This is a genomic window from Streptomyces sp. NPDC039462 (assembly GCF_055639375.1).
In genome coordinates this window covers 443,646-461,502 of the sequence record NZ_JBVKAO010000006.1, presented here as the reverse complement: position 1 = coordinate 461,502, position 17,857 = coordinate 443,646, and the positions used below count along the sequence as shown (strand labels likewise).

Sequence of the window (17,857 nt, the reverse complement as noted above, 5' to 3'; positions counted from 1 at the left end):
TGTCGGTACGTCTCCCCTTGTGGACTCCGCACCTGCCCCGAACTCATCGCGGATCCATAGGGAATGCTCCCGATACCGGCGCGGGGGCCTCAGGAACCAGCATCACCAGGCATGACATCGACGATCGGACGCGTCCTGCGGGACCGCAACGCGGGTCTCTATCTGGGCGCCGTGGTGGTCTCGGGCTTCGGGAGCTCCGCGCTGTGGCTGGCCTCCGGGATCTGGGTGAAGGAGCTCACCGGGTCCGACGGGCTCGCCGCGCTCTGCCAGTTCGCGCTGTGGGCCCCCACTCTCGTCGGCCCGCTGCTCGGCACCCTGGCCGACCGCACGCGCCGCAGACCGCTCCTGGTGACCGCCAACCTCGCGCTCGCCGCACTCCTTCTGTCCCTGTTCACCGTCGACACCGCCGGACGGCTGTGGATCCTCTTCGCGGTCCTCCTGGTGTACGGGGCGTGCGGCGTCGTCACCGACGCGGCGGAGGCCGCCCTGGTCGCGACGGCCGTCGACAAGGATCTGCTGGGCGACTTCAACGGCCTGCGGATGTCCGCGAACGAGGGCATGAAGCTGGTGGCGCCGCTCGCGGGGGCGGGCCTGTTCGCCGCGTACGGGGGCGCGCGGGTGGCGTTCCTGGACGCGGTGACGTTCGTCCTTGCGGCCGGGATGTTCGCGCTGCTGCGGGTCCGGGAGGGCGTACCGGCGCCGGACCCCACGCCACTGCGGGCGCGGACCGCGGAGGGCGCGCGGTACCTGTGGCACCACGAGCGGCTGCGCCCCCTCGTGGTGGCGGCCGGACTGACGATGCTGACCTCGGGGATCAGCGGCGCGCTGGTCTACGCCGTCGTCGAGGGACTCGGCCGCTCCCCCGCGTACACCGGGGTGCTGTACGTCGCACAGGGCGTCGGTTCCGTCGCGGTGGGCGTGGCGTCGGGAACGCTGATGCGGCGGTTCGGGGCGCGGCGGTTCGGCGGCGCGGGCATCGCCCTGACCGGCGCCGCCGCCGCACTGACCGCACTGCCGCACGACGCCGCGGTCCTCGCCGGAAGCCTCGCGAACGGCATCGGACTGCCCTGCGCGCTGATCGCGGGCCTGACGGCGGTACAGCGCGAGACACCCGACGCACTCCTCGGCAGGGCGGCGGCAACCGCCAACACCCTGATGTTCACGCCGACAGCACTGGGCATCGCGGCGGGCGCGGCGCTCGTGGAGAGCGTCGACTTTCATGTGCTGCTCCCGGTCCTCGCGGGGGCACGACTCTTGATCGCCGCGCCCCTGCTGAGGTCCCGGGGTCCGGTGTCCGGGGGGCGGGTTACTTCACGTCGGCCCAGCGCTTGATGGTCTTGATGGCCTGTGCCTGTTCGGCTGCCGGCAGCTTGGTGATCGAGGCGCCGTGGTTGGCGCCGGGGACCACGTAGCGGTGGGAGTCGTGGCGGCTGGGGGTGAACTTCTCGGCGCTCCACGGGTCGTTCTCGCCGTAGATGAACATCATGTGGCGGCCGCGGGTCTTCACCCAGCGGTCGACGTCGGCCATGGTGCTGTTGTCGTACGTGCCGCGCATGGCGGCGGGCAGGACCGAGTTCGGCTGGTAGATGTCGGGGTGGTTGCGGACGCCCTTGAGGTGCTTGAACTTCAGGTCGGCCCAGCCGAGTTGGGTGGCGGCCTGGCGGTAGTAGGGGCCCGAGCCGTTGGTGCCGAGGGACTCGTCCTGGTAGACGCTGAAGCCGTGCTTCTTCGACCAGTCGTAGAGCTCGTCGTCGGTGACCTTCTTCGCGTCGGGCACCGTCGGGCAGTCGGCGGCGGTGCCCGACTGCCAGAAGTTCCACACCTGGTCGAGGACCGCGAACTCGTAGGCGCGGTCGGTGGTGCCGAGGGTCTCCTCGAAGGTGTCGCCGTTGGCCTTCGCGTCCGCCTCGAACTTGGGGAGCAGCGCGTCGCGGCGTACGAGCATCTCGCGCTGCACGGCGTTCAGCGCGTCCCGGCACTCCTTGGTGCCCACCGTCTTGAAGAAGCGTTCGTAGCCGCTGTCGTCGCGGTTGTTCGCGTCGTTGGGCGCGACGAACGCGACGACGGCGTCGAGGTCCTCGGGGTAGAAGCGCTCGTGGTACGTCGCGGTCATGCCGCCCTTGCTGGCGCCGGTGCCCAGCCACTTGCCCTTCTCGACGGTGCGCAGGACGCGGGTGAGGCGGTGCTCGTCGGCGGCCTCCTGCTGGACGGTCATCTTGGACCAGTCGTCGCCCGCGGCGCCCTTGGGCCGTGACTCGGCGAAGTAGCGGTGCTCGACGGCGACCTGGTTGGCGTCGATCAGCCGGGTGAGGGAGGCGGTGCCGCCGGGGAGGGTGTAGCCGCCGGTGTAGAGGACGGTCGGCTTGTCCGTGGCCTTGTGCCAGAGCGTGGCGCGCTGCGTGAAGGTGGCGCCGTGGGGCCTGCGGTGGTCGACGGGCTGCTTGTACGTGAGCGTGTAGAGGGGGTGGCCCTCCCTTTCCGCGACGGAGACCACCGTCATGCCCGGTATTCGCTCCAGGCGTTCGCGGAGGTCGGACGGCGTCCCGCTGTCGCCGGCCGACGCCGGGCCCGCGGGTGCCGCGGCGGCGGGCGTCGCGCCGCCGAGCGCCGCGGCACCCGCCATCAGTCCGGCACAGACCAGCGCGGATATCCCCTTGTGGCGCACCTTGTTCCCCCTCTGTCCCCCGGTTCGGGGATCTGTCGCCCCTGATCCGGGGGTGTCCCTGGCAGGGGATGTCCCTGGTAGGGGCGCGACGGTTGTGGTGCGCGGATCGTACCGGCGATCACTCCGGATGCGACAGGGCTTCCGCGACGTGTGCGAGGTCGGCGTCCGAGGCCAATCCGGCGTGGTAGAGCCGCAGTTCCGTGGCGCCCAGGCCGGCGGCGCGTGCCGCGTCGGCGGCGAGGGTGGCGGGGCTGCCGCCCATGCCGCTCACCACGGTGAGGTTGGCGGCGAGGACCGCCCCGTCCCTCCCCTGCGCGGCGAACGGCTCCAGGAGGTGGGCGCCGCCCGTGCAGGGCACGACCACGCCGTCGGCCACGGAGAGGACGTGCGCCGGGTTGACGCCCGCGTTCGCGCCGCAGTGGTACGTCACCGGGTCGGCGTGGAGCAGCACCTGGAAACCGGCGGGCGCCGCCGCGCGGACGGCGCCGACGGCGGCCTCCTGGAGGGTGCGGGCGGTTTTCTCGCGCCACGCGCGCGTGGCCGCCGCCCGGCCGGCGCCGATGAGCTTTTCGACGCCCGCCCAGCCCGCGTCCCCGTCCTCGCCTTGGTCTCCGCCGCGCCACACGGGCTCCAAGGCGCGGCGGACGACGGCCGCCAGCTCGTCCGGGTCGAGGCCCTGTCCGGCGTACCCCTCCCGGCAGAAGACGCAGAAGCACAGCGACATCAGGTACTGCCCGGCCTCGCCGGGGGTGACGCCCGCGATCTTGTCGTGGGCGTGCAGGTGCGCGAGGCCGTACCAGCCGCAGGACTCCAGTTCGGTGCCGCGCGTCCCGGTTCCTGGGCGCACGGCGGCTTCCGCGGCGAGGTCGGTCAGGTACGCGCGCGTGGCGGGCTGCGCGATGCAGGGCGCCCAGGGATAGCGGTCTCCGTAGGCGTTGACCACCGAGGTCGCCGGGTGGTCGTCGCCCAGGCGGGAGTTGTGGGCGAGGACGACCCAGCTGTGCACGTCGAGCCCGGCGTCGGTCAGTGCCTGTGCCGCCTCTCCGTAGGCATCACCCGGCGCCCACTCCCCGGCGGCGTACGGGCGCAGCGTGCGGCCCTGCCAGCGGTCTCCCGGCGGGTAGAGCACGGCGGCGTGCGCGGCCGTGACGACGCGGTGGCGCGGGTGGCGCGGGGTGAGCGCGCGCGTGGAGTGATAGGCGGCGGCCAGGGTGACCTGGCGGATACCGAGGGCGGCGAGGCGGGCGGGCGCGTCGGGGTCGCCGACGACGTCCCAGGGGTAGAGGAACGCGGCGGCCTTCACGCGCCCGCTCCGGGGTGTGCGCCGCCGACCAGCTCCCGCCCGCGTTCGACGAGTTCGGCGAGCCGCTTGACGTGTTCGCCGGCTGGTTCGTGGAGTGGCGGCCGTACGGGACCCACGTCCAGGCCGCCGAGCCGGACGCCCGCCTTGACGAGGGAGACGGCGTAGCCGCGGCCGAGGGCGCGGAGCTCCACGAAGGGCCGGTAGAAGCCGTCGACGAGGCGGTCGACGGTGGCGTCCCCCTCCGGCGTACCGGCGTTGAACGCGCGGTGGAAGGCGAGCGCGATGTCGGGCGCGAAGCAGAAGACCGCCGAGGAGTAGAGGGTCACGCCGACGCCGCGGTAGGCGAGGGCGGTCAGCTCGGCGGTCGGCAGGCCGTTGAAGTACAGGAAGTCGCCCGGCACCTCGCCGCGCACGGCGCTGACGGTGCGTTGCATCAGGTCCATGTCGCCGAGGCCGTCCTTGAAGCCGATGACGCCGTCCGTGCGGGCGAGTTCGACGACGGTCTCGGGGGTGAGGACGGCGTTGTCGCGCTGGTAGACGATGACGTCCAGGGAGGTGGCGGCGGCGAGTTCGGTGTAGTGCCTGATCAGTCCCTCCTGCTCGGCGACGACGAGGTAAGGGGGCATGGCGAGCAGCCCGTCGGCGCCCGCCTCCTCGGCGAGGCGCGCGTACCGCACGGCGAGCGCGGTGCCGTATCCGGCGCCCGCGACCACCGGCACCCGGCCCGCCGCCTCCTCGACCGCGGCGGCGACGCACTCCTGGAACTCCTCGGGCGTCAGGGCGTGGAACTCGCCCGTGCCGCAGCAGGCGAACACCGCGGCCGCGCCCGCCTCGATGCCGCCGCGCACATGGGCGCGGAAGGTGTCCAGGTCGAGGGCGCCGTCCGGCCCGTACGCCGTGACGGGGAAGAACAGCGGCCCGCTGGGGACGCGGAGTCGGGAAGCGAGGGGGGCTGACGTCACGGGCTCTCCCTAGGCGTGCACGTTTCTGATCCATGTCCATATCCCTGAACGCATCCACGCTAAGGTGCCCTCTCCGGCCCGGTCAAGCTCGCGAACTCACCGCCCAAGAGCGGATTTACCGCGTCCGGGCCCCGTCAGGACCCCTTGACGCGACGTGACGGCGATCTCTAGCGTTTCCACGGATGTGAATCCTGTACGTGGATGCATACGCCCGCCCGAGGAGACCCCGCATGCCCGCTCCCCGCACCGTCCTGCTGACCGGCGCCGCCGGCGGACTCGGCACGCTGATGCGCGGGCTCCTGCCCGCGTACGGCTACGACCTGCGCCTGCTCGACGTGCGCCCGATCCCGGACGAGCCGGACGCCGTCATCGCCGACCTCGCCGACAGGGACGCGCTGCGCGAGGCCGTGCGCGGGGTGGACGCGGTCCTCCATCTCGCGGGCATCTCCCTGGAGTCCACCTTCGACAAGATCCTCAAGGCCAACATCGAAGGGACGTACAACCTCTACGAGGCGGCCCGCGAGGAGGGCGTCCGGCGGATCGTCTCCGCCTCCTCCAACCACGTGGTGGGCTTCACCCCGCGCCCCCGGGGCGACGACCCGCTGATCCCCGTCGACACCCCGCGCCGCCCCGACACCTTCTACGGGCTCTCGAAGTCCTTCGGAGAGGACCTCGCCCAGTTCTACTGGGACAAGCACGGCGTCGAGACCGTGTCGGTCCGCATCGGGTCGTGCTTCCCCGAACCGTCGAGCGTGCGGATGCTGTCGGTCTGGATGAGCCCCGACGACGGCGCTCGGCTCTTCCACGCGGCCCTCACCGCCGAGGACGTGCGGCACACCGTGGTCTACGGCTCGTCCGCCAACACCCGCCTCTGGTGGGACCTTTCCTCGGCGCGGGCGCTCGGCTACGACCCGCGGGACGACTCCGAGGCGTACGCGGAGAAGCTCATCGCCGAACAGGGCGAACTGGACCCGGAGAACCCGGACCACGCACACCTGGGCGGCCACTTCTGCACGAACCCGCCCGTGTGGCCGTACTGACCTCCCGCTCGCCCCGACCGGGCACCGAACGGGCGGCCCCGGCCCCCGAAACGGGCATGCCCGCGGCCCGCCGCACAGGCCGTCGCCCCACCAAGCGGGCACAAACGGGCAGCATCGCGCCCGCTGCCACCCTGGTCACCCCCTTGCCCGCGCTGTAGAACTTCCCCACAGGGCCCGAACGGGCACCGCGAGACCCAGGGGAAGCAGGTGGCGCCGATGACCGCGGAGGAACGACAGCGGCGGATCGTCCACGCGGCCCGCAACGCCGGCTCCGTCGACGTGACGGCGCTCGCCGACGAGCTCGGCGTCGCCAAGGAGACCGTCCGCCGCGACCTGCGCGCCCTGGAGGACCACGGCCTGGTCCGCCGCACCCACGGCGGCGCCTACCCCGTGGAGAGCGCGGGCTTCGAGACCACCCTCGCCTTCCGCACGACCATGCACGTCCCCGAGAAGCGGCGCATCGCGGCCGCCGCCGCCGAACTGCTCGGCGACGCCGAGACCGTCTTCGTCGACGAGGGCTTCACGCCCCAGCTGATCGCCGAGGCGCTGCCGGAGGCCGCGGCGGGCCGCCCGCTGACCGTCGTGACCGCCTCACTGGCCACCGCGGGCACCCTCGCCGAGGCCGAGAACGTCACCGTCCTGCTGCTCGGCGGCCGGGTGCGCCCGGGCACCCTCGCCACCGTCGACCACTGGACGACCCGCATGCTGGCCGGGTTCGTCATCGACCTGGCGTACATCGGCGCCAACGGCATCTCCCGCGAACACGGCCTCACGACGCCCGATCCCGCGGTCAGCGAGGTGAAGGCGCAGGCCATCAGGGCGTCGCGGCGCACGGTGTTCCCGGGCGTGCACACCAAGTTCGGGGCGACGAGCTTCTGCCGGTTCGCGGGGATCGGCGACCTCGACACGATCGTCACGAGCAGCCGCCTGCCCGCGTCCGAAGCGCACCGCTACTCCCTCCTCGGTCCGCAGGTCCTCCGCGTCTGACAGCCGCCGCCTCCCCGCCTCAACACACCCCCCGCACGGCCGACGCGGGCTTCCGCACACCCCGCAGTGCGCCAATTACCCCGATATGACCCTCTACGTCCAGGAGCACTCATGCGAACCCCGAGCCGACGGCGGCCGAGGCCGCGCGCGCTCGCCGCGGCCGCCGCAGGGGCGCTGCTCGCCCCGCTGCTCGCCGGCTGCTGGGCCGGTGCCGGCGGGGCCGGTTCAGGCGGCGACTCCATCAACGTCCTCATGGTGAACAACCCGCAGATGGTGGAGTTGCGCAAGCTCACCGCCGACCACTTCACCAAGGAGACCGGCATCGAGGTGAACTTCACCGTCCTGCCGGAGAACGACGTCCGCGACAAGATCAGCCAGGACTTCGCCAACCAGGCGGGCCAGTACGACGTCGCGACGCTCAGCAACTACGAGATACCGATCTACGCCAGGAACGGCTGGCTGCACGAGGTCGGTTCGTACGCGCGCAAGGACACGGCGTACGACGAGAAGGACATCCTGCCGTCCATGCGCCAGTCCCTCACCGGCGACGACGGCAAGCTCTACGGACAGCCCTTCTACGGAGAGTCGTCCTTCCTGATGTACCGCAAGGACGTCTTCGAGAAGGCCGGCCTGACCATGCCCGACCACCCCACCTGGCAGCAGGTGGCGGACCTCGCCGCCCGCGTGGACGGCGCGGAACCCGGGATGAAGGGCATCTGTCTGCGCGGACTGCCGGGCTGGGGCGAGGTGATGGCGCCGCTGACGACCGTGGTGAACACCTTCGGGGGCACCTGGTTCGACAAGGACTGGAAGGCCCGCCTGGACTCCCCCGAGTTCGAAAAGGCAACCCGCTTCTACGTAGACCTCGTGCGCGAGCACGGCCAGTCCGGGGCCGCGCAGTCCGGCTATGCCGAGTGCCTCAACAACCTCACCCAGGGCAAGACCGCCATGTGGTACGACGCGACGGCCGCCGCGGGTTCGCTGGAGTCCGCCAAGTCCCCGGTCAAGGGAAAGATCGGCTACGTACCCGCCCCGGTGGCGCGGACGAAGAGCTCCGGGTGGCTGTACACGTGGGCCTGGGGCCTCCAGAAGGCCTCGCGCAACCCGGACCGGGCCTGGAAGTTCATCTCGTGGGCGTCGGGCAAGGAGTACGAGAAGCTCGTCGGCGAGAAGATCGGCTGGTCGAACGTGCCCGCGGGCAAGCGCGCCTCCACCTATGCGAACCCCGCCTACCGCAAGGAAGCCGCCGCCTTCCAGGACGTCACCCGCGCCGCCATCGAGGGCGCGCGGCCCCGCGACCCCGGCGTGCAGCCCCGCCCCGCGCCGGGCATCCAGTTCGTCGGCATCCCCGAGTTCACCGACCTCGGCACCAAGGTCTCCCAGGAGATCAGCGCGGCCATCGCCGGACGCCAGTCCGTCGACGCGGCCCTGGCCACGTCGCAGGACCTCGCCGAGAAGATCTCCGAGGAGTACGAGGGACGATGACCGCCACCGCGAGCACCACCACCCCCGTGGGGCACACGCGCGTGCCCGCCGCGAAGCCACCGGGAACGGGGCGGCTGCGCGCCTGGGCGACCAGAGCGCCCCTGCTGCCCGCCCTCATCTTCATGATCGCCGTGACCCAACTGCCGTTCGTGGCGACCCTGGTGATCTCCTTCTTCGACTGGAACGCCCTCTACCCGGACGCCCGCAGCTTCACCGGACTCGCCAACTACACCGAGGTCCTCACCGACCCCGACCTGCGCAAGTCCGTCCTGACCACGATCCTCCTGACGGCCTCCGTCGTCCTGGCGAGCCTGGTCGCGGGCCTTGTTCTCGCGCTGCTCCTGAACCGGAAGTTCCGGGGACGCGGACTCGTCCGGACCCTCCTCATCGCGCCGTTCCTGCTCGTCCCCGTGGCCGCCGCGCTGCTGTGGAAGCACGTGCTCTACAACCCCGAGTACGGCCTCTTCAACGGTCTGCTGCACTGGGTCGGCGGGGACTCCGCGGCGCAGCCGGACTGGATCTCCAACACCCCGCTCCTCGCCATCGAGGCCTCCCTGGTGTGGCAGTGGACGCCCTTCATGATGCTGATCCTGCTCGCGGGGCTGCAGAGCCGCGACCCCGAACTGATCGAGGCGGCCCGCATGGACGGCGCGAGCAACTGGCAGGTCTTCCGCCATCTGACGCTGCCGCACCTGCGCCGCTACCTCGAACTGGGCGCGCTGCTCGGCTCGATCTACATCGTGCAGAACTTCGACGCCGTCTTCACCATCACCTCGGGCGGCCTCGGCACGGCGAACCTGCCCTACACCGTCTACCAGAGCTTCTACCAGGCCCACGAGAACGGCCTGGCCTCCGCGGCGGGCGTGCTCGTCGTCATCGGCTCGCTCGTCATCGCGACCTTCGCCCTGCGAGTCGTCTCGTCCCTGTTCCGTGAGGAGGCGTCCCGCTGATGAGCACCGTACGCACCGGTCGCACCAAGGAAACCAGGGGAGCCAGGGGAGCCGGTCTGGGGCTCGTCGCCTGGCTCGCCGGCATCCTGTTCTTCCTGCCCATCGCCTGGATGGCGCTGACCTCCTTCCACTCGGAGGAGGACGCCGCGACCAACCCGCCGTCGCTCGCCGCCTCGCTCACCCTCGACGGCTACCGGGAGTTCTTCGGCTCCGGCGGCGGCGCGAGCCCCTGGCCCTCGCTCGTCAACTCGACGGTGGCGTCGGTCGTCTCGACCCTGTGCGTGCTGGTCCTCGCGCTGCCGGCCGCGTACGCCCTGTCGATCAGGCCCGTGAAGAAGTGGACGGACGTGCTCTTCTTCTTCCTGTCCACGAAGATGCTGCCGGTCGTGGCGGGTCTCCTCCCGATCTACCTCTTCGCCAAGAACACCGGCCTCCTGGACAACATCTGGCTGCTCGTCCTCCTCTACACCTCGATGAACCTGCCGATCGCGGTGTGGATGATGCAGTCGTTCCTCGCCGAGGTGCCGAAACCGGTCATCGAGGCCGCGCAGATCGACGGGGCACGGCTGCCGACGATCCTCACGCGCGTGGTGGCGCCCATCGCGCTCCCCGGGATCGCCGCGACCTCCCTGATCTGCTTCATCTTCAGCTGGAACGAACTCCTCTTCGCGCGGGTGCTCACGGGCGTCGTCGCCCAGACCGCGCCCGTCTTCCTGACCGGCTTCATCACCAGCCAGGGCCTGTTCCTGGCGAAGGTGTGCGCCGCGTCGCTCGTGATCTCCCTGCCGGTGCTCGCCGCGGGGTTCGCCGCCCAGGACAAGCTGGTCCAGGGCCTGTCGTTGGGAGCCGTCAAATGAACCAGGGAGCCGCCAAGTGAAGGCCGCCATCATCGAGTCCGTCGGCAAGGCCGTCGTCGGGGAGCTGCCCGACCCGGCCCCGGGCCCCCGCGACGTCGTCGTCGAGGTCGCGGCGTGCGGCCTGTGCGGAACCGACCTGCACATCCTCCAGGGCGAGTTCGCGCCGACCCTGCCGGTCGTGCCGGGCCACGAGTTCGCCGGCGAGGTCGTCGCGCTCGGCGCCGACGTCCGCACGCTCGCCGTCGGCGACCGGGTCGCCGTGGACCCCTCGCTGCACTGCCACGAGTGCCGCTACTGCCGCGACGGCCGGGGCAACCTCTGCGAACGGTGGGCGGCGATCGGCGTGACCACCGCGGGCGGCGCCGCCCAGTACGCGGTGGCGCCCGCCGCCAACTGCGTACGCCTCCCCGACCACGTCCGCACCGAGGACGCCGCCCTCATCGAACCGCTGTCCTGCGCCGTCCGCGGCTACGACGTGCTGCGGGCGCGGCTCGGCGCGCACGTGCTGATCTACGGCTCGGGGACGATGGGCCTGATGATGCTGGAGCTCGCCAAGCGCACCGGCGCGGCGAGCGTCGACGTCGTGGACCTGAACGCGGACCGGCTCGCCACCGCGCGGCTCCTCGGCGTCTCCGGCTCGGCGGCGAACGCGGACGACCTTGACCGGCCGCGGGGCTGGGACGTCGTCATCGACGCGACGGGCAACGCCGCCGCGATCCAGGACGGCCTCGAACGGGTCGCCAAAGCGGGCACGTTCCTCCAGTTCGGCGTCGCCGACTACGCCACGCGGGTGAACATCGACCCGTACCGGATCTACAACCAGGAGATCACGATCACCGGTTCGATGGCGGTCCTGCACAGCTACGAACGGGCCGCGGAACTGTTCGCGAACGGCGTGCTCGACCCGGACGTGTTCATCAGCGACCGGCTGCCGCTGGCGGAGTACCCGCAGGCGCTCGACCGGTTCGCCGCCGGGAAGGGCCGCAAGATCGTCGTGGTGCCGTGACGGCGGGGCCGTAATTCGGTACCGGCGCGGCATGGCCGGACGTACGCTCCGGCCATGCCGAGACCTCATGGATTCACCTACGAACAGCGCGCGGACGGCACTCTCGTGATCACCCACGGCGGACGTGCCGCGGGGACGCTCCGCGCCGCCCGCGCCGAACAGTTCCTCGCCGAGGTGGCGAGCGGCGACCCGCAGCTGGTGATGGCCCGCTGGACCGGCAACTACAAGCACGGCAACGAACGCGCCGCCCGCGCCCACCCGCGCAACCGCGGCTGACACCCTCGCGCACCGGCCCTGGAAAATCCCCGCCCGGGTAAGGGAACGGCAAAGCGGGATCGTTCGTTACCCCTGGCATGACAGCTATGACCCCCGGCTCGAACATCCCGCTGACCGCCGCCCGCGTGGCGGTGGACGTCGCCGCTCCGGTGCGGCTCGACGTATCGGGCCTGCTGCTCACCGCCGACGGCAAGGTGCGCTCCGACGACGACTTCATCTTCTTCAACCAGCCCTCCGGCCCCGGCGTGACCTACCAGTCGGGTGGCGGTACGACCCCCGACAAGGTCACCGTCGACACGGCCGCCGTGCCGCCCGGCATCGAGAAGATCGTCGTGACCGCGAGCCCGGACGCGGCGGGCCAGACCTTCCAGGGCATCGAGCCCACCGCCACGATCCGCAACGCCGACGACGGCTCGGTCCTCGCCACCTTCACGCCCCCGCAGCTCGGCTCCGAGACGGCCCTGGTGATCGTCGAGATCTACCTGCGCAACGGCGCCTGGAAGGCCCGCGCGGTCGGCCAGGGGTACTCCAACGGCCTCGCGGGCATCGCGACGGACTTCGGCGTCTCGGTGGAGGAGCCCGCGCCGGCCCCGGCCGCGCCCGCCGCCGCCCCTGCCGCCCCCGCGGCTCCGGCCGCTCCGATGGCGCCCCCGGTGGGGCAGCCGGTGCAGGGCCCGCCCCCGCCGGCCGCCGCCGCTGCGGCGCCCGCCGCCCCCGCGCCCGGCGCCGGGAAGATCAACCTCGACAAGGGCCGCGTCAGCCTCCAGAAGAACCAGACGGTGTCCCTGGTCAAGGGCGGCAAGCCGCTGCTCTCGCAGGTCAAGATGGGTCTCGGCTGGGAGCCGGCGTTCCGCGGCAAGGACATCGACCTGGATGCCTCCGTCATCGCCTACGGCCCGCAGCGCAACCACGTCGACAGCTGCTACTTCGGCAAGCTCTCGATCGTGAACGGCGCGATCAAGCACTCCGGCGACAACCTCACGGGCGAGGGCGGCGGTGACGACGAGGTGATCGTCGTGGACCTCGGCCGCCTCCCGCAGGACGTCACGGGCCTGGTCTTCACGGTGAACTCGTTCTCCGGCCAGAAGTTCACGGAGGTCGCGAAGGCCTACTGCCGCCTGATCGACGCGGCGACGGGCGAGGAGCTGGTCCGCTTCGACCTGACCAACGCCGAGGCGCAGACCGGCGTGATGATGGCCAAGCTGATCAAGCAGTTCACCGGCGAGTGGGAAATGACCGGAATGGGACAGTTCGTAAAGTCCCGGACGGTGCGTGGCATGGTGAAGCCCGCGGCGCAGGCGCTGTAGGCGCGGCGGATGCGGGGCTGAGCAGGAGTGAGCAGGGATGAGTGAGGGGCGGCGGACCGCGTGTGCGGTCCGCCGCCCCTCAGCCGTGTCAGGTCAGGATGCCGGGTGTCAGAGCTTGGCCAGCTTCGGGTAGGGACTCAGGAACCGTCCCTGACGGCCCGCGAAGTCGATGACGACCGCGTCCTCTCCCTCGACGCCGACGATCCTCCCGAGGCCGTACTGGTCGTGGGAGACACGGTCACCCACGGCGAACTGCTCTACGGGTGGGGCGGGCGGAGCGGGCACATTGAAGGGACTGTTCGGCAGGTGGCGGCGCGAGCCGGCGGGCCTCGTCATATCTGAAGTATGCGCCCCCGGACACCCGACGCACCATGCTCTGAGCTCACACCGCTTTCACATCGGTATGGAACAGACACACAAACCCCCGCTGCGGACGACCCGAACGGGGTACGGCCGTGACGGCCCGCACCCCTACGGAAACGTACGGTGACGCATCTCAGGCGGCTGCCCACGGCCAGTCGGCGTCCGCCCCCGCCTCCAGCAGCCCCACCGTGCGGAACGCCGCGTCGGAGAGGCCGCCGAAGACGTGCCGGTTGCCCTCTCCGGAGGCGCCGTGGCCCGCGCGGTAGCCCGCCAGGTTCCAGGTGTAGACGGGGACGTCCGCAGGCACCTGCTCGGTCGGGTCGCCGTGGTAGCTGTACGCCGCCTGCTCGTCTGTGACGATCAGCACCCGGTCGTGCTTCTTGTAGAAGCGGCGCACCGCCTCGGTGGTGTTCGTGCCGCCGAGGTCGCCGAAGCGGCCGAGGATCTTCAGGACGGACTCGCCCGCGCGGTACTTCACCCGCGCGCTGCTGCTGCCGAACTGGACCAGGTCCGCGTCGGCGGCCCGCAGCGCGAGCGCCGTGCCGAAGATCGCGGCCGCGTCGGCACGGTTGAGCTGCGAGCGGTCGGACAGCGGCGACCACATCGAACCGGACCGGTCGACCAGGATCAGCGTCCGGCCCGGCAGCGACGGCACGTTCCCGAGGGAGTGGCCGAGGGCCTGCTCCAGCGGGTACGACCAGCGCAGCGACGGCGCGTGCTGGTACGCCGCGAGGTAGCGGAAGGGAAACTGCCGCGACTTCGCGACGGCTTCGGGGTCGGCGAGCCTGGCCGCGACGGTCGCCGCGACCTCGTCCGAGACGCCCGCCTCGTCGAAGTTCCGCAGGTTGCGGACGAGCGCCATGGTGCCCATCGACGGGATCACGGCCTCCCAGGCCGCCTTGTCCATGGGCCCCTGCAGCCATCCCGCGAGCGCCTCCCAGGTGATGCCCGCGGCGGCGAGCCGCTCGGCGCCGCCCTCGCCGGTGACCACGGCGCGCCGCTCCGCGACGGGCAGCGCCATCAGCTCGCGGTGCGCGGCGAGGACACGCGCGCCCTCGGGCGGCACCGCGGTCTCCGGGTGGTGACGGCGGTCGAGCGCATACCGGAACAGGGGGCCCTGCCAGGGCTTGGCCGGGTCGGGCGCCGCGTGCACGAGGTTGAGGATGTCGCCGAAGCGGTAGCCCTTGGCCGCCGTGTCGTACTTCAGCAGGGCCTTCTCGTTGTAGAGGCGGCGCACGGCGTCGGCGATGCCGCGCTTGACGGGCTTGGGGATCGCGCGGCCGTACGTCGACGTCCAGTAGCCGAGGAGCTCGCCGGGCTCGTCGGGCCGGCGCAGGACGGACGCGACGACCTGGCGGCCCGTGGGGCCGTCGGTGGCGTGCGCGTCGAGGCGCGCCTTCACGTACTCGGCGGCGCCGACGATCGAGGCCGTCCGCATGTTGCCGTCGCCGCGCAGCCAGCCGAGCAGGCCCGCGGTCCACTGCGGGTCCTCGACGGCGAGGCGGCGGACGAGCGCGGCGAAGCGGTCGTCGCGGCGGTCGCCGGTCTCGTAGAAGGTCTGCTGGGAGACGAAGTTCGCGACCGCGAGCAGGAAAAGCTCGGAGCGTGCGTCGCGGAGGTGTCCGCGGCCGCCCTGGTGCGTGCGGGTGGTGCGGCCGGTCGACTTCACCGGAGAAGTCACCGCCGCCTTGACGGACTTGGTGTTGAAACGCGCCATGAGAATTCCCCCGAATTCATTGCGTACGAATGCGCGCACGTGCGCACAAAGAGATGAGGGGGAGACAGACGGCAGGAGTGTGCCCGAGTTCAGAAGCGGCGACGGACTTGTGTCGGATGCTCTACCCGATTGAGCTACACCGACCCGAAGTCGATGACGGGACTCGAACCCGCAACCGTCTGATCCATGAAGTAACCGTTGCCTGCGCACCGGGCACACACCAGCTGCTGCCTCCCGAGATCAGAGTGGCGGTGGCGTGATTTCTTGAAAGGAAGTAGCCATTGCCTGCGCACCGGGAGGTGCAGGAAAACGTATGAAGTTGTGGTGTCCAGAGTTCATTTCGGCGGAACCGACGATGGTGCTCTGCCACTGAGCTACACCGGCCTGTCGGTGCCGGCGGCGGGAATCGAACCCGCGGCCTCCCCATTAGGAGTGGAAGTAGGTCCTGCCTTCGCACCTGGACGTGCATCACTTTAGGAGAGTGAACCTGCGGGGCGCCAAAGGTTTTTCACGCCCTCTGATCTCCCGGCGGCCGCAACCGTACGATGCCCCACAGGCGTCGCACAGTCCGTCAGCTCGTCCTGTCGTCCCAAGGGCCCGCGCGGGGCCGCCGGAAGGAGCGTTCGTGGAGGTCGGCGGGTACAGGATCGTCGCGCTGCTCGGTGAGGGCGGCATGGGCCGCGTCCACCTCGCCCGGTCCGCGTCCGGGCGGCCTGTCGCCGTCAAGACGGTCCACGCGCACCTCGCCGCGGAGCCGGAGTTCCGTGAGCGCTTCCGCCGTGAGACGGCCGCCGTGCGTGCGGTCACGGGGCCGTACACCGCCGCGGTGCTCGACGCCGACCCGGACGCCGAACAGCCCTGGCTGGCCATCGAGTTCTGCGCGGGCCCCACCCTGCCGAAGGCGGTGGCCGCGCACGGCCCGCTCGGGCCCGCCGAGCTCGCCGCGCTGGGGGCCGCGCTCGCCGAGGCGCTGGCGGCGGTGCACGCGGCGGGGCTCGTGCACCGCGACGTGAAGCCGTCCAACGTCGTCGTCACCCGCGACGGCCCCAAGGTCATCGACTTCGGGATCGCCAAGAGCGCGGCCGACGAGAGCCTCACCGCCAGTGGCGAGGCCATCGGCTCCCCCGGCTTCATCGCCCCCGAGCAGCTGGCGCCGGACGCCCGGCCGCCGGGGCCCGCCGCCGACGTGTTCGCACTCGGCGCGGTCCTCGCGGTGGCGGCGACCGGGCGCGGCCCCTTCGGTTCGGGCGGCGCCCCCGAGGTCCTCCACCGCACGCTGCACGAGGCCCCGGACCTGCTGGGCGTGCCGGACGAGGAGTGGGAGGACTTCCTCGCCCGGTGCCTGACCCGCACGCCGGCGGACCGCCCGTCGGTCGCGGAGATACTCACCTGGTGCGCCGACCGCGCCCCGGCCGAGCCCTGGTGGGAACAGGAACCGGTGGCCGGCCTGATCCGCCGCCAGGAGGACGAGGTCGCGGAGCTGATGGGCCCCGCGGGTGACGGTTCGCCTCCTTCCGGCGGCGACGAGCCGCTGCCCCCCGACCCCGGCGACGGGCCCGGCCCCACCGACTCGTCGCCGCCGCCGCGCCGTAGCTCCCGGCGGCGGTTTCTCGTCTGGGGTGGTGGGGTGCTCGCGGCCGTGGGCGGTACGACGGCGGCCGTCCTGCTGAACGGTGAGGGGGACAGTGCGGGCGGCACGTCCGGTGCCGGGCGTCGTGGCGAGCCCCGCCCGCCCGCCGGTGAGGTGATCTGGAGCCGTGAGATCGGTGAAGTGGAGTACGGCGGCGCCCTGTTGCGCAGCGGCAAGGATCTCTACGTACTCGACGACAAGGGGCTCGTCCGGCTGGAGGCCGAGACCAACACGCTCCGCTGGACCTACCCGGAGGAGAACCTGCGGAGCGTCGACGCGCGCGGTGACCTGGTCTACGTACTCCGGGACAGCCTCTTCGAACCCGAGTTGATCGCGCTGCGCGTGGCCGGCGGCCGGGAGGCGTGGGCCTCGGGCGTCCTGACGCGCAACCCGCACCGGCCACCCCGCCCCCTCGACCCGCCCCCGAGCGAACTGGAGGGCGGCAACGGCCTGTTCGCCCTCGCGGACGGCGTCGCCTGCCTCCTCACCTACGCCTCGTACGACACGCTGCAGGAGCGGCGCGGCACGCTGGAGCGGCCCTGGCGGGCGTACGGGTTCGACGCGCGCACGGGGGACGAGCTGTGGTTCCACGAAGGGCGCGCCGCGGGGGTGATCGGCGTGGACGACGCGGGCGGCCGGATAGCGGTGGCCACGGCGTCCCGGAGCTCCGGGTCCCCCGGCACGGACCGGTACGCGCGGCACGATCCGCTGGTCGTCCTCAAGGCGTCCGACGGCACGGTGGAGCGGGAGGTCGCGAACGGCGCCCGCCGCCCGCAGGCCCACCCCGGCGCCGAGGGAGTCGGCTACTTCGCGTCGGAGGCGCGGATCGAGGCGGTCGACCTGGCGACCCGCCGCACCGTGTGGGACCGGCCCGCGGGCGCGGTCACGGCCGTCGCGGCGCGGGCCACGGGCGGCGTGGTGCTCGCCTCCTCGCCGGACGGCGTCGAGGCGCTGGACGCCCGTACGGGCAGGAGGCGGTGGTCCCGGCCCGGGTTCCGGGACGTGGAGGACGGTGTGCCGGTCGTGTCGGGCGGCCTGCTGCTGGTCTCGGGGCCGGAGCCGGGCGGCTCGGGCGAGGGAATGTGGGGGGTGTACGCACTGGACGTACGGACGGGTGACGCCTCCTGGGCGGCGCCGATCGCCCCCGCGTCCGACATGAAGCTGGCGGCCGCGCACGACGGCCTGTTCCACGTCTGCGCGGGCCGCACCCTGCACACACTCCGCGGCCCGAAGGCCACCCGGACATGACCCCGCCCGGCGTCGCCCTGTCCTACGCCCCCACAATCCGCCCGCCCCGCGGCGGCGGTGC

The 17,857-nt window shown here is 72.0% G+C and carries 15 protein-coding genes; 10 read left to right on the top strand and 5 right to left on the bottom strand.

What is annotated here, in order from left to right:
* The first annotated feature begins 111 nt into the window (after positions 1 to 111).
* On the top strand, positions 112 to 1,332 hold the full coding sequence (locus ACZ7LU_RS30445) for an MFS transporter (protein ID WP_471918562.1): 1,221 nt from the start codon (positions 112 to 114) through the stop codon (positions 1,330 to 1,332).
* Here ACZ7LU_RS30445 and ACZ7LU_RS30440 read toward each other — a convergent pair.
* The 3 genes from ACZ7LU_RS30440 to ACZ7LU_RS30430 form a co-directional block, all read right to left on the bottom strand.
* On the bottom strand, positions 1,307 to 2,665 hold the full coding sequence (locus ACZ7LU_RS30440; protein ID WP_471918561.1) for a S28 family serine protease: 1,359 nt from the start codon (positions 2,663 to 2,665) through the stop codon (positions 1,307 to 1,309). The genes ACZ7LU_RS30445 and ACZ7LU_RS30440 overlap by 26 nt on opposite strands.
* 118 nt (positions 2,666 to 2,783) lie before the next feature.
* Positions 2,784 to 3,968: a hypothetical protein gene (locus ACZ7LU_RS30435; RefSeq protein ID WP_471918560.1), complete on the bottom strand. Its 1,185-nt coding sequence runs from the start codon at positions 3,966 to 3,968 to the stop codon at positions 2,784 to 2,786.
* The gene (locus tag ACZ7LU_RS30430; protein WP_471918559.1) at positions 3,965 to 4,930 is read right to left on the bottom strand and encodes a 5-dehydro-4-deoxyglucarate dehydratase; all 966 of its coding nucleotides are present in this window, start codon (positions 4,928 to 4,930) and stop codon (positions 3,965 to 3,967) included. Before ACZ7LU_RS30430 ends, ACZ7LU_RS30435 begins: the two co-directional genes overlap by 4 nt.
* Before the next feature lie 230 nt (positions 4,931 to 5,160).
* On the opposite strand from ACZ7LU_RS30430, the gene ACZ7LU_RS30425 reads away from it, so the two are divergent.
* The 8 genes from ACZ7LU_RS30425 (at position 5,161) to ACZ7LU_RS30390 (ending at position 12,838) form a co-directional block, all read left to right on the top strand.
* The gene (locus ACZ7LU_RS30425) at positions 5,161 to 5,970 is read left to right on the top strand and encodes an NAD-dependent epimerase/dehydratase family protein (protein WP_471918558.1); all 810 of its coding nucleotides are present in this window, start codon (positions 5,161 to 5,163) and stop codon (positions 5,968 to 5,970) included.
* A gap of 216 nt (positions 5,971 to 6,186) precedes the next feature.
* Positions 6,187 to 6,957, top strand: coding sequence for a DeoR/GlpR family DNA-binding transcription regulator (locus ACZ7LU_RS30420; RefSeq protein WP_468092887.1), 771 nt, complete (start codon positions 6,187 to 6,189; stop codon positions 6,955 to 6,957).
* A gap of 111 nt (positions 6,958 to 7,068) precedes the next feature.
* Positions 7,069 to 8,442 (top strand): ABC transporter substrate-binding protein, encoded by a 1,374-nt coding sequence (locus ACZ7LU_RS30415; RefSeq protein ID WP_471918557.1) that lies wholly within the window; start codon positions 7,069 to 7,071, stop codon positions 8,440 to 8,442.
* The gene (locus ACZ7LU_RS30410; RefSeq protein WP_470981223.1) at positions 8,439 to 9,392 is read left to right on the top strand and encodes a carbohydrate ABC transporter permease; all 954 of its coding nucleotides are present in this window, start codon (positions 8,439 to 8,441) and stop codon (positions 9,390 to 9,392) included. Before ACZ7LU_RS30415 ends, ACZ7LU_RS30410 begins: the two co-directional genes overlap by 4 nt.
* Positions 9,392 to 10,249, top strand: a complete 858-nt coding sequence (locus ACZ7LU_RS30405) for a carbohydrate ABC transporter permease (protein ID WP_471918556.1) — start codon at positions 9,392 to 9,394, stop codon at positions 10,247 to 10,249. The genes ACZ7LU_RS30410 and ACZ7LU_RS30405 overlap by 1 nt, the downstream gene beginning before the upstream one ends.
* 16 nt (positions 10,250 to 10,265) lie before the next feature.
* The gene (locus tag ACZ7LU_RS30400) at positions 10,266 to 11,255 is read left to right on the top strand and encodes a zinc-dependent alcohol dehydrogenase family protein (RefSeq protein ID WP_468560602.1); all 990 of its coding nucleotides are present in this window, start codon (positions 10,266 to 10,268) and stop codon (positions 11,253 to 11,255) included.
* A 54-nt stretch (positions 11,256 to 11,309) separates the two neighbouring features.
* Positions 11,310 to 11,531 (top strand): hypothetical protein, encoded by a 222-nt coding sequence (locus ACZ7LU_RS30395; protein ID WP_471918555.1) that lies wholly within the window; start codon positions 11,310 to 11,312, stop codon positions 11,529 to 11,531.
* Between the two features lie 86 nt (positions 11,532 to 11,617).
* Entirely contained in the window at positions 11,618 to 12,838 is a 1,221-nt protein-coding gene (locus ACZ7LU_RS30390; protein ID WP_471918612.1) for a TerD family protein, read from the top strand.
* Positions 12,839 to 12,946: 108 nt separating this feature from the next.
* Here ACZ7LU_RS30390 and ACZ7LU_RS30385 read toward each other — a convergent pair whose 3' ends face one another.
* Positions 12,947 to 13,174: a CarD family transcriptional regulator gene (locus tag ACZ7LU_RS30385; protein WP_030784272.1), complete on the bottom strand. Its 228-nt coding sequence runs from the start codon at positions 13,172 to 13,174 to the stop codon at positions 12,947 to 12,949.
* 160 nt (positions 13,175 to 13,334) lie between these two features.
* The gene (locus ACZ7LU_RS30380; protein ID WP_471145309.1) at positions 13,335 to 14,918 is read right to left on the bottom strand and encodes a TROVE domain-containing protein; all 1,584 of its coding nucleotides are present in this window, start codon (positions 14,916 to 14,918) and stop codon (positions 13,335 to 13,337) included.
* A gap of 625 nt (positions 14,919 to 15,543) precedes the next feature.
* Here ACZ7LU_RS30380 and ACZ7LU_RS30375 point away from each other — a divergent pair.
* On the top strand, positions 15,544 to 17,796 hold the full coding sequence (locus ACZ7LU_RS30375; protein WP_471918554.1) for a protein kinase domain-containing protein: 2,253 nt from the start codon (positions 15,544 to 15,546) through the stop codon (positions 17,794 to 17,796).
* The last annotated feature ends 61 nt before the right edge of the window (positions 17,797 to 17,857 follow it).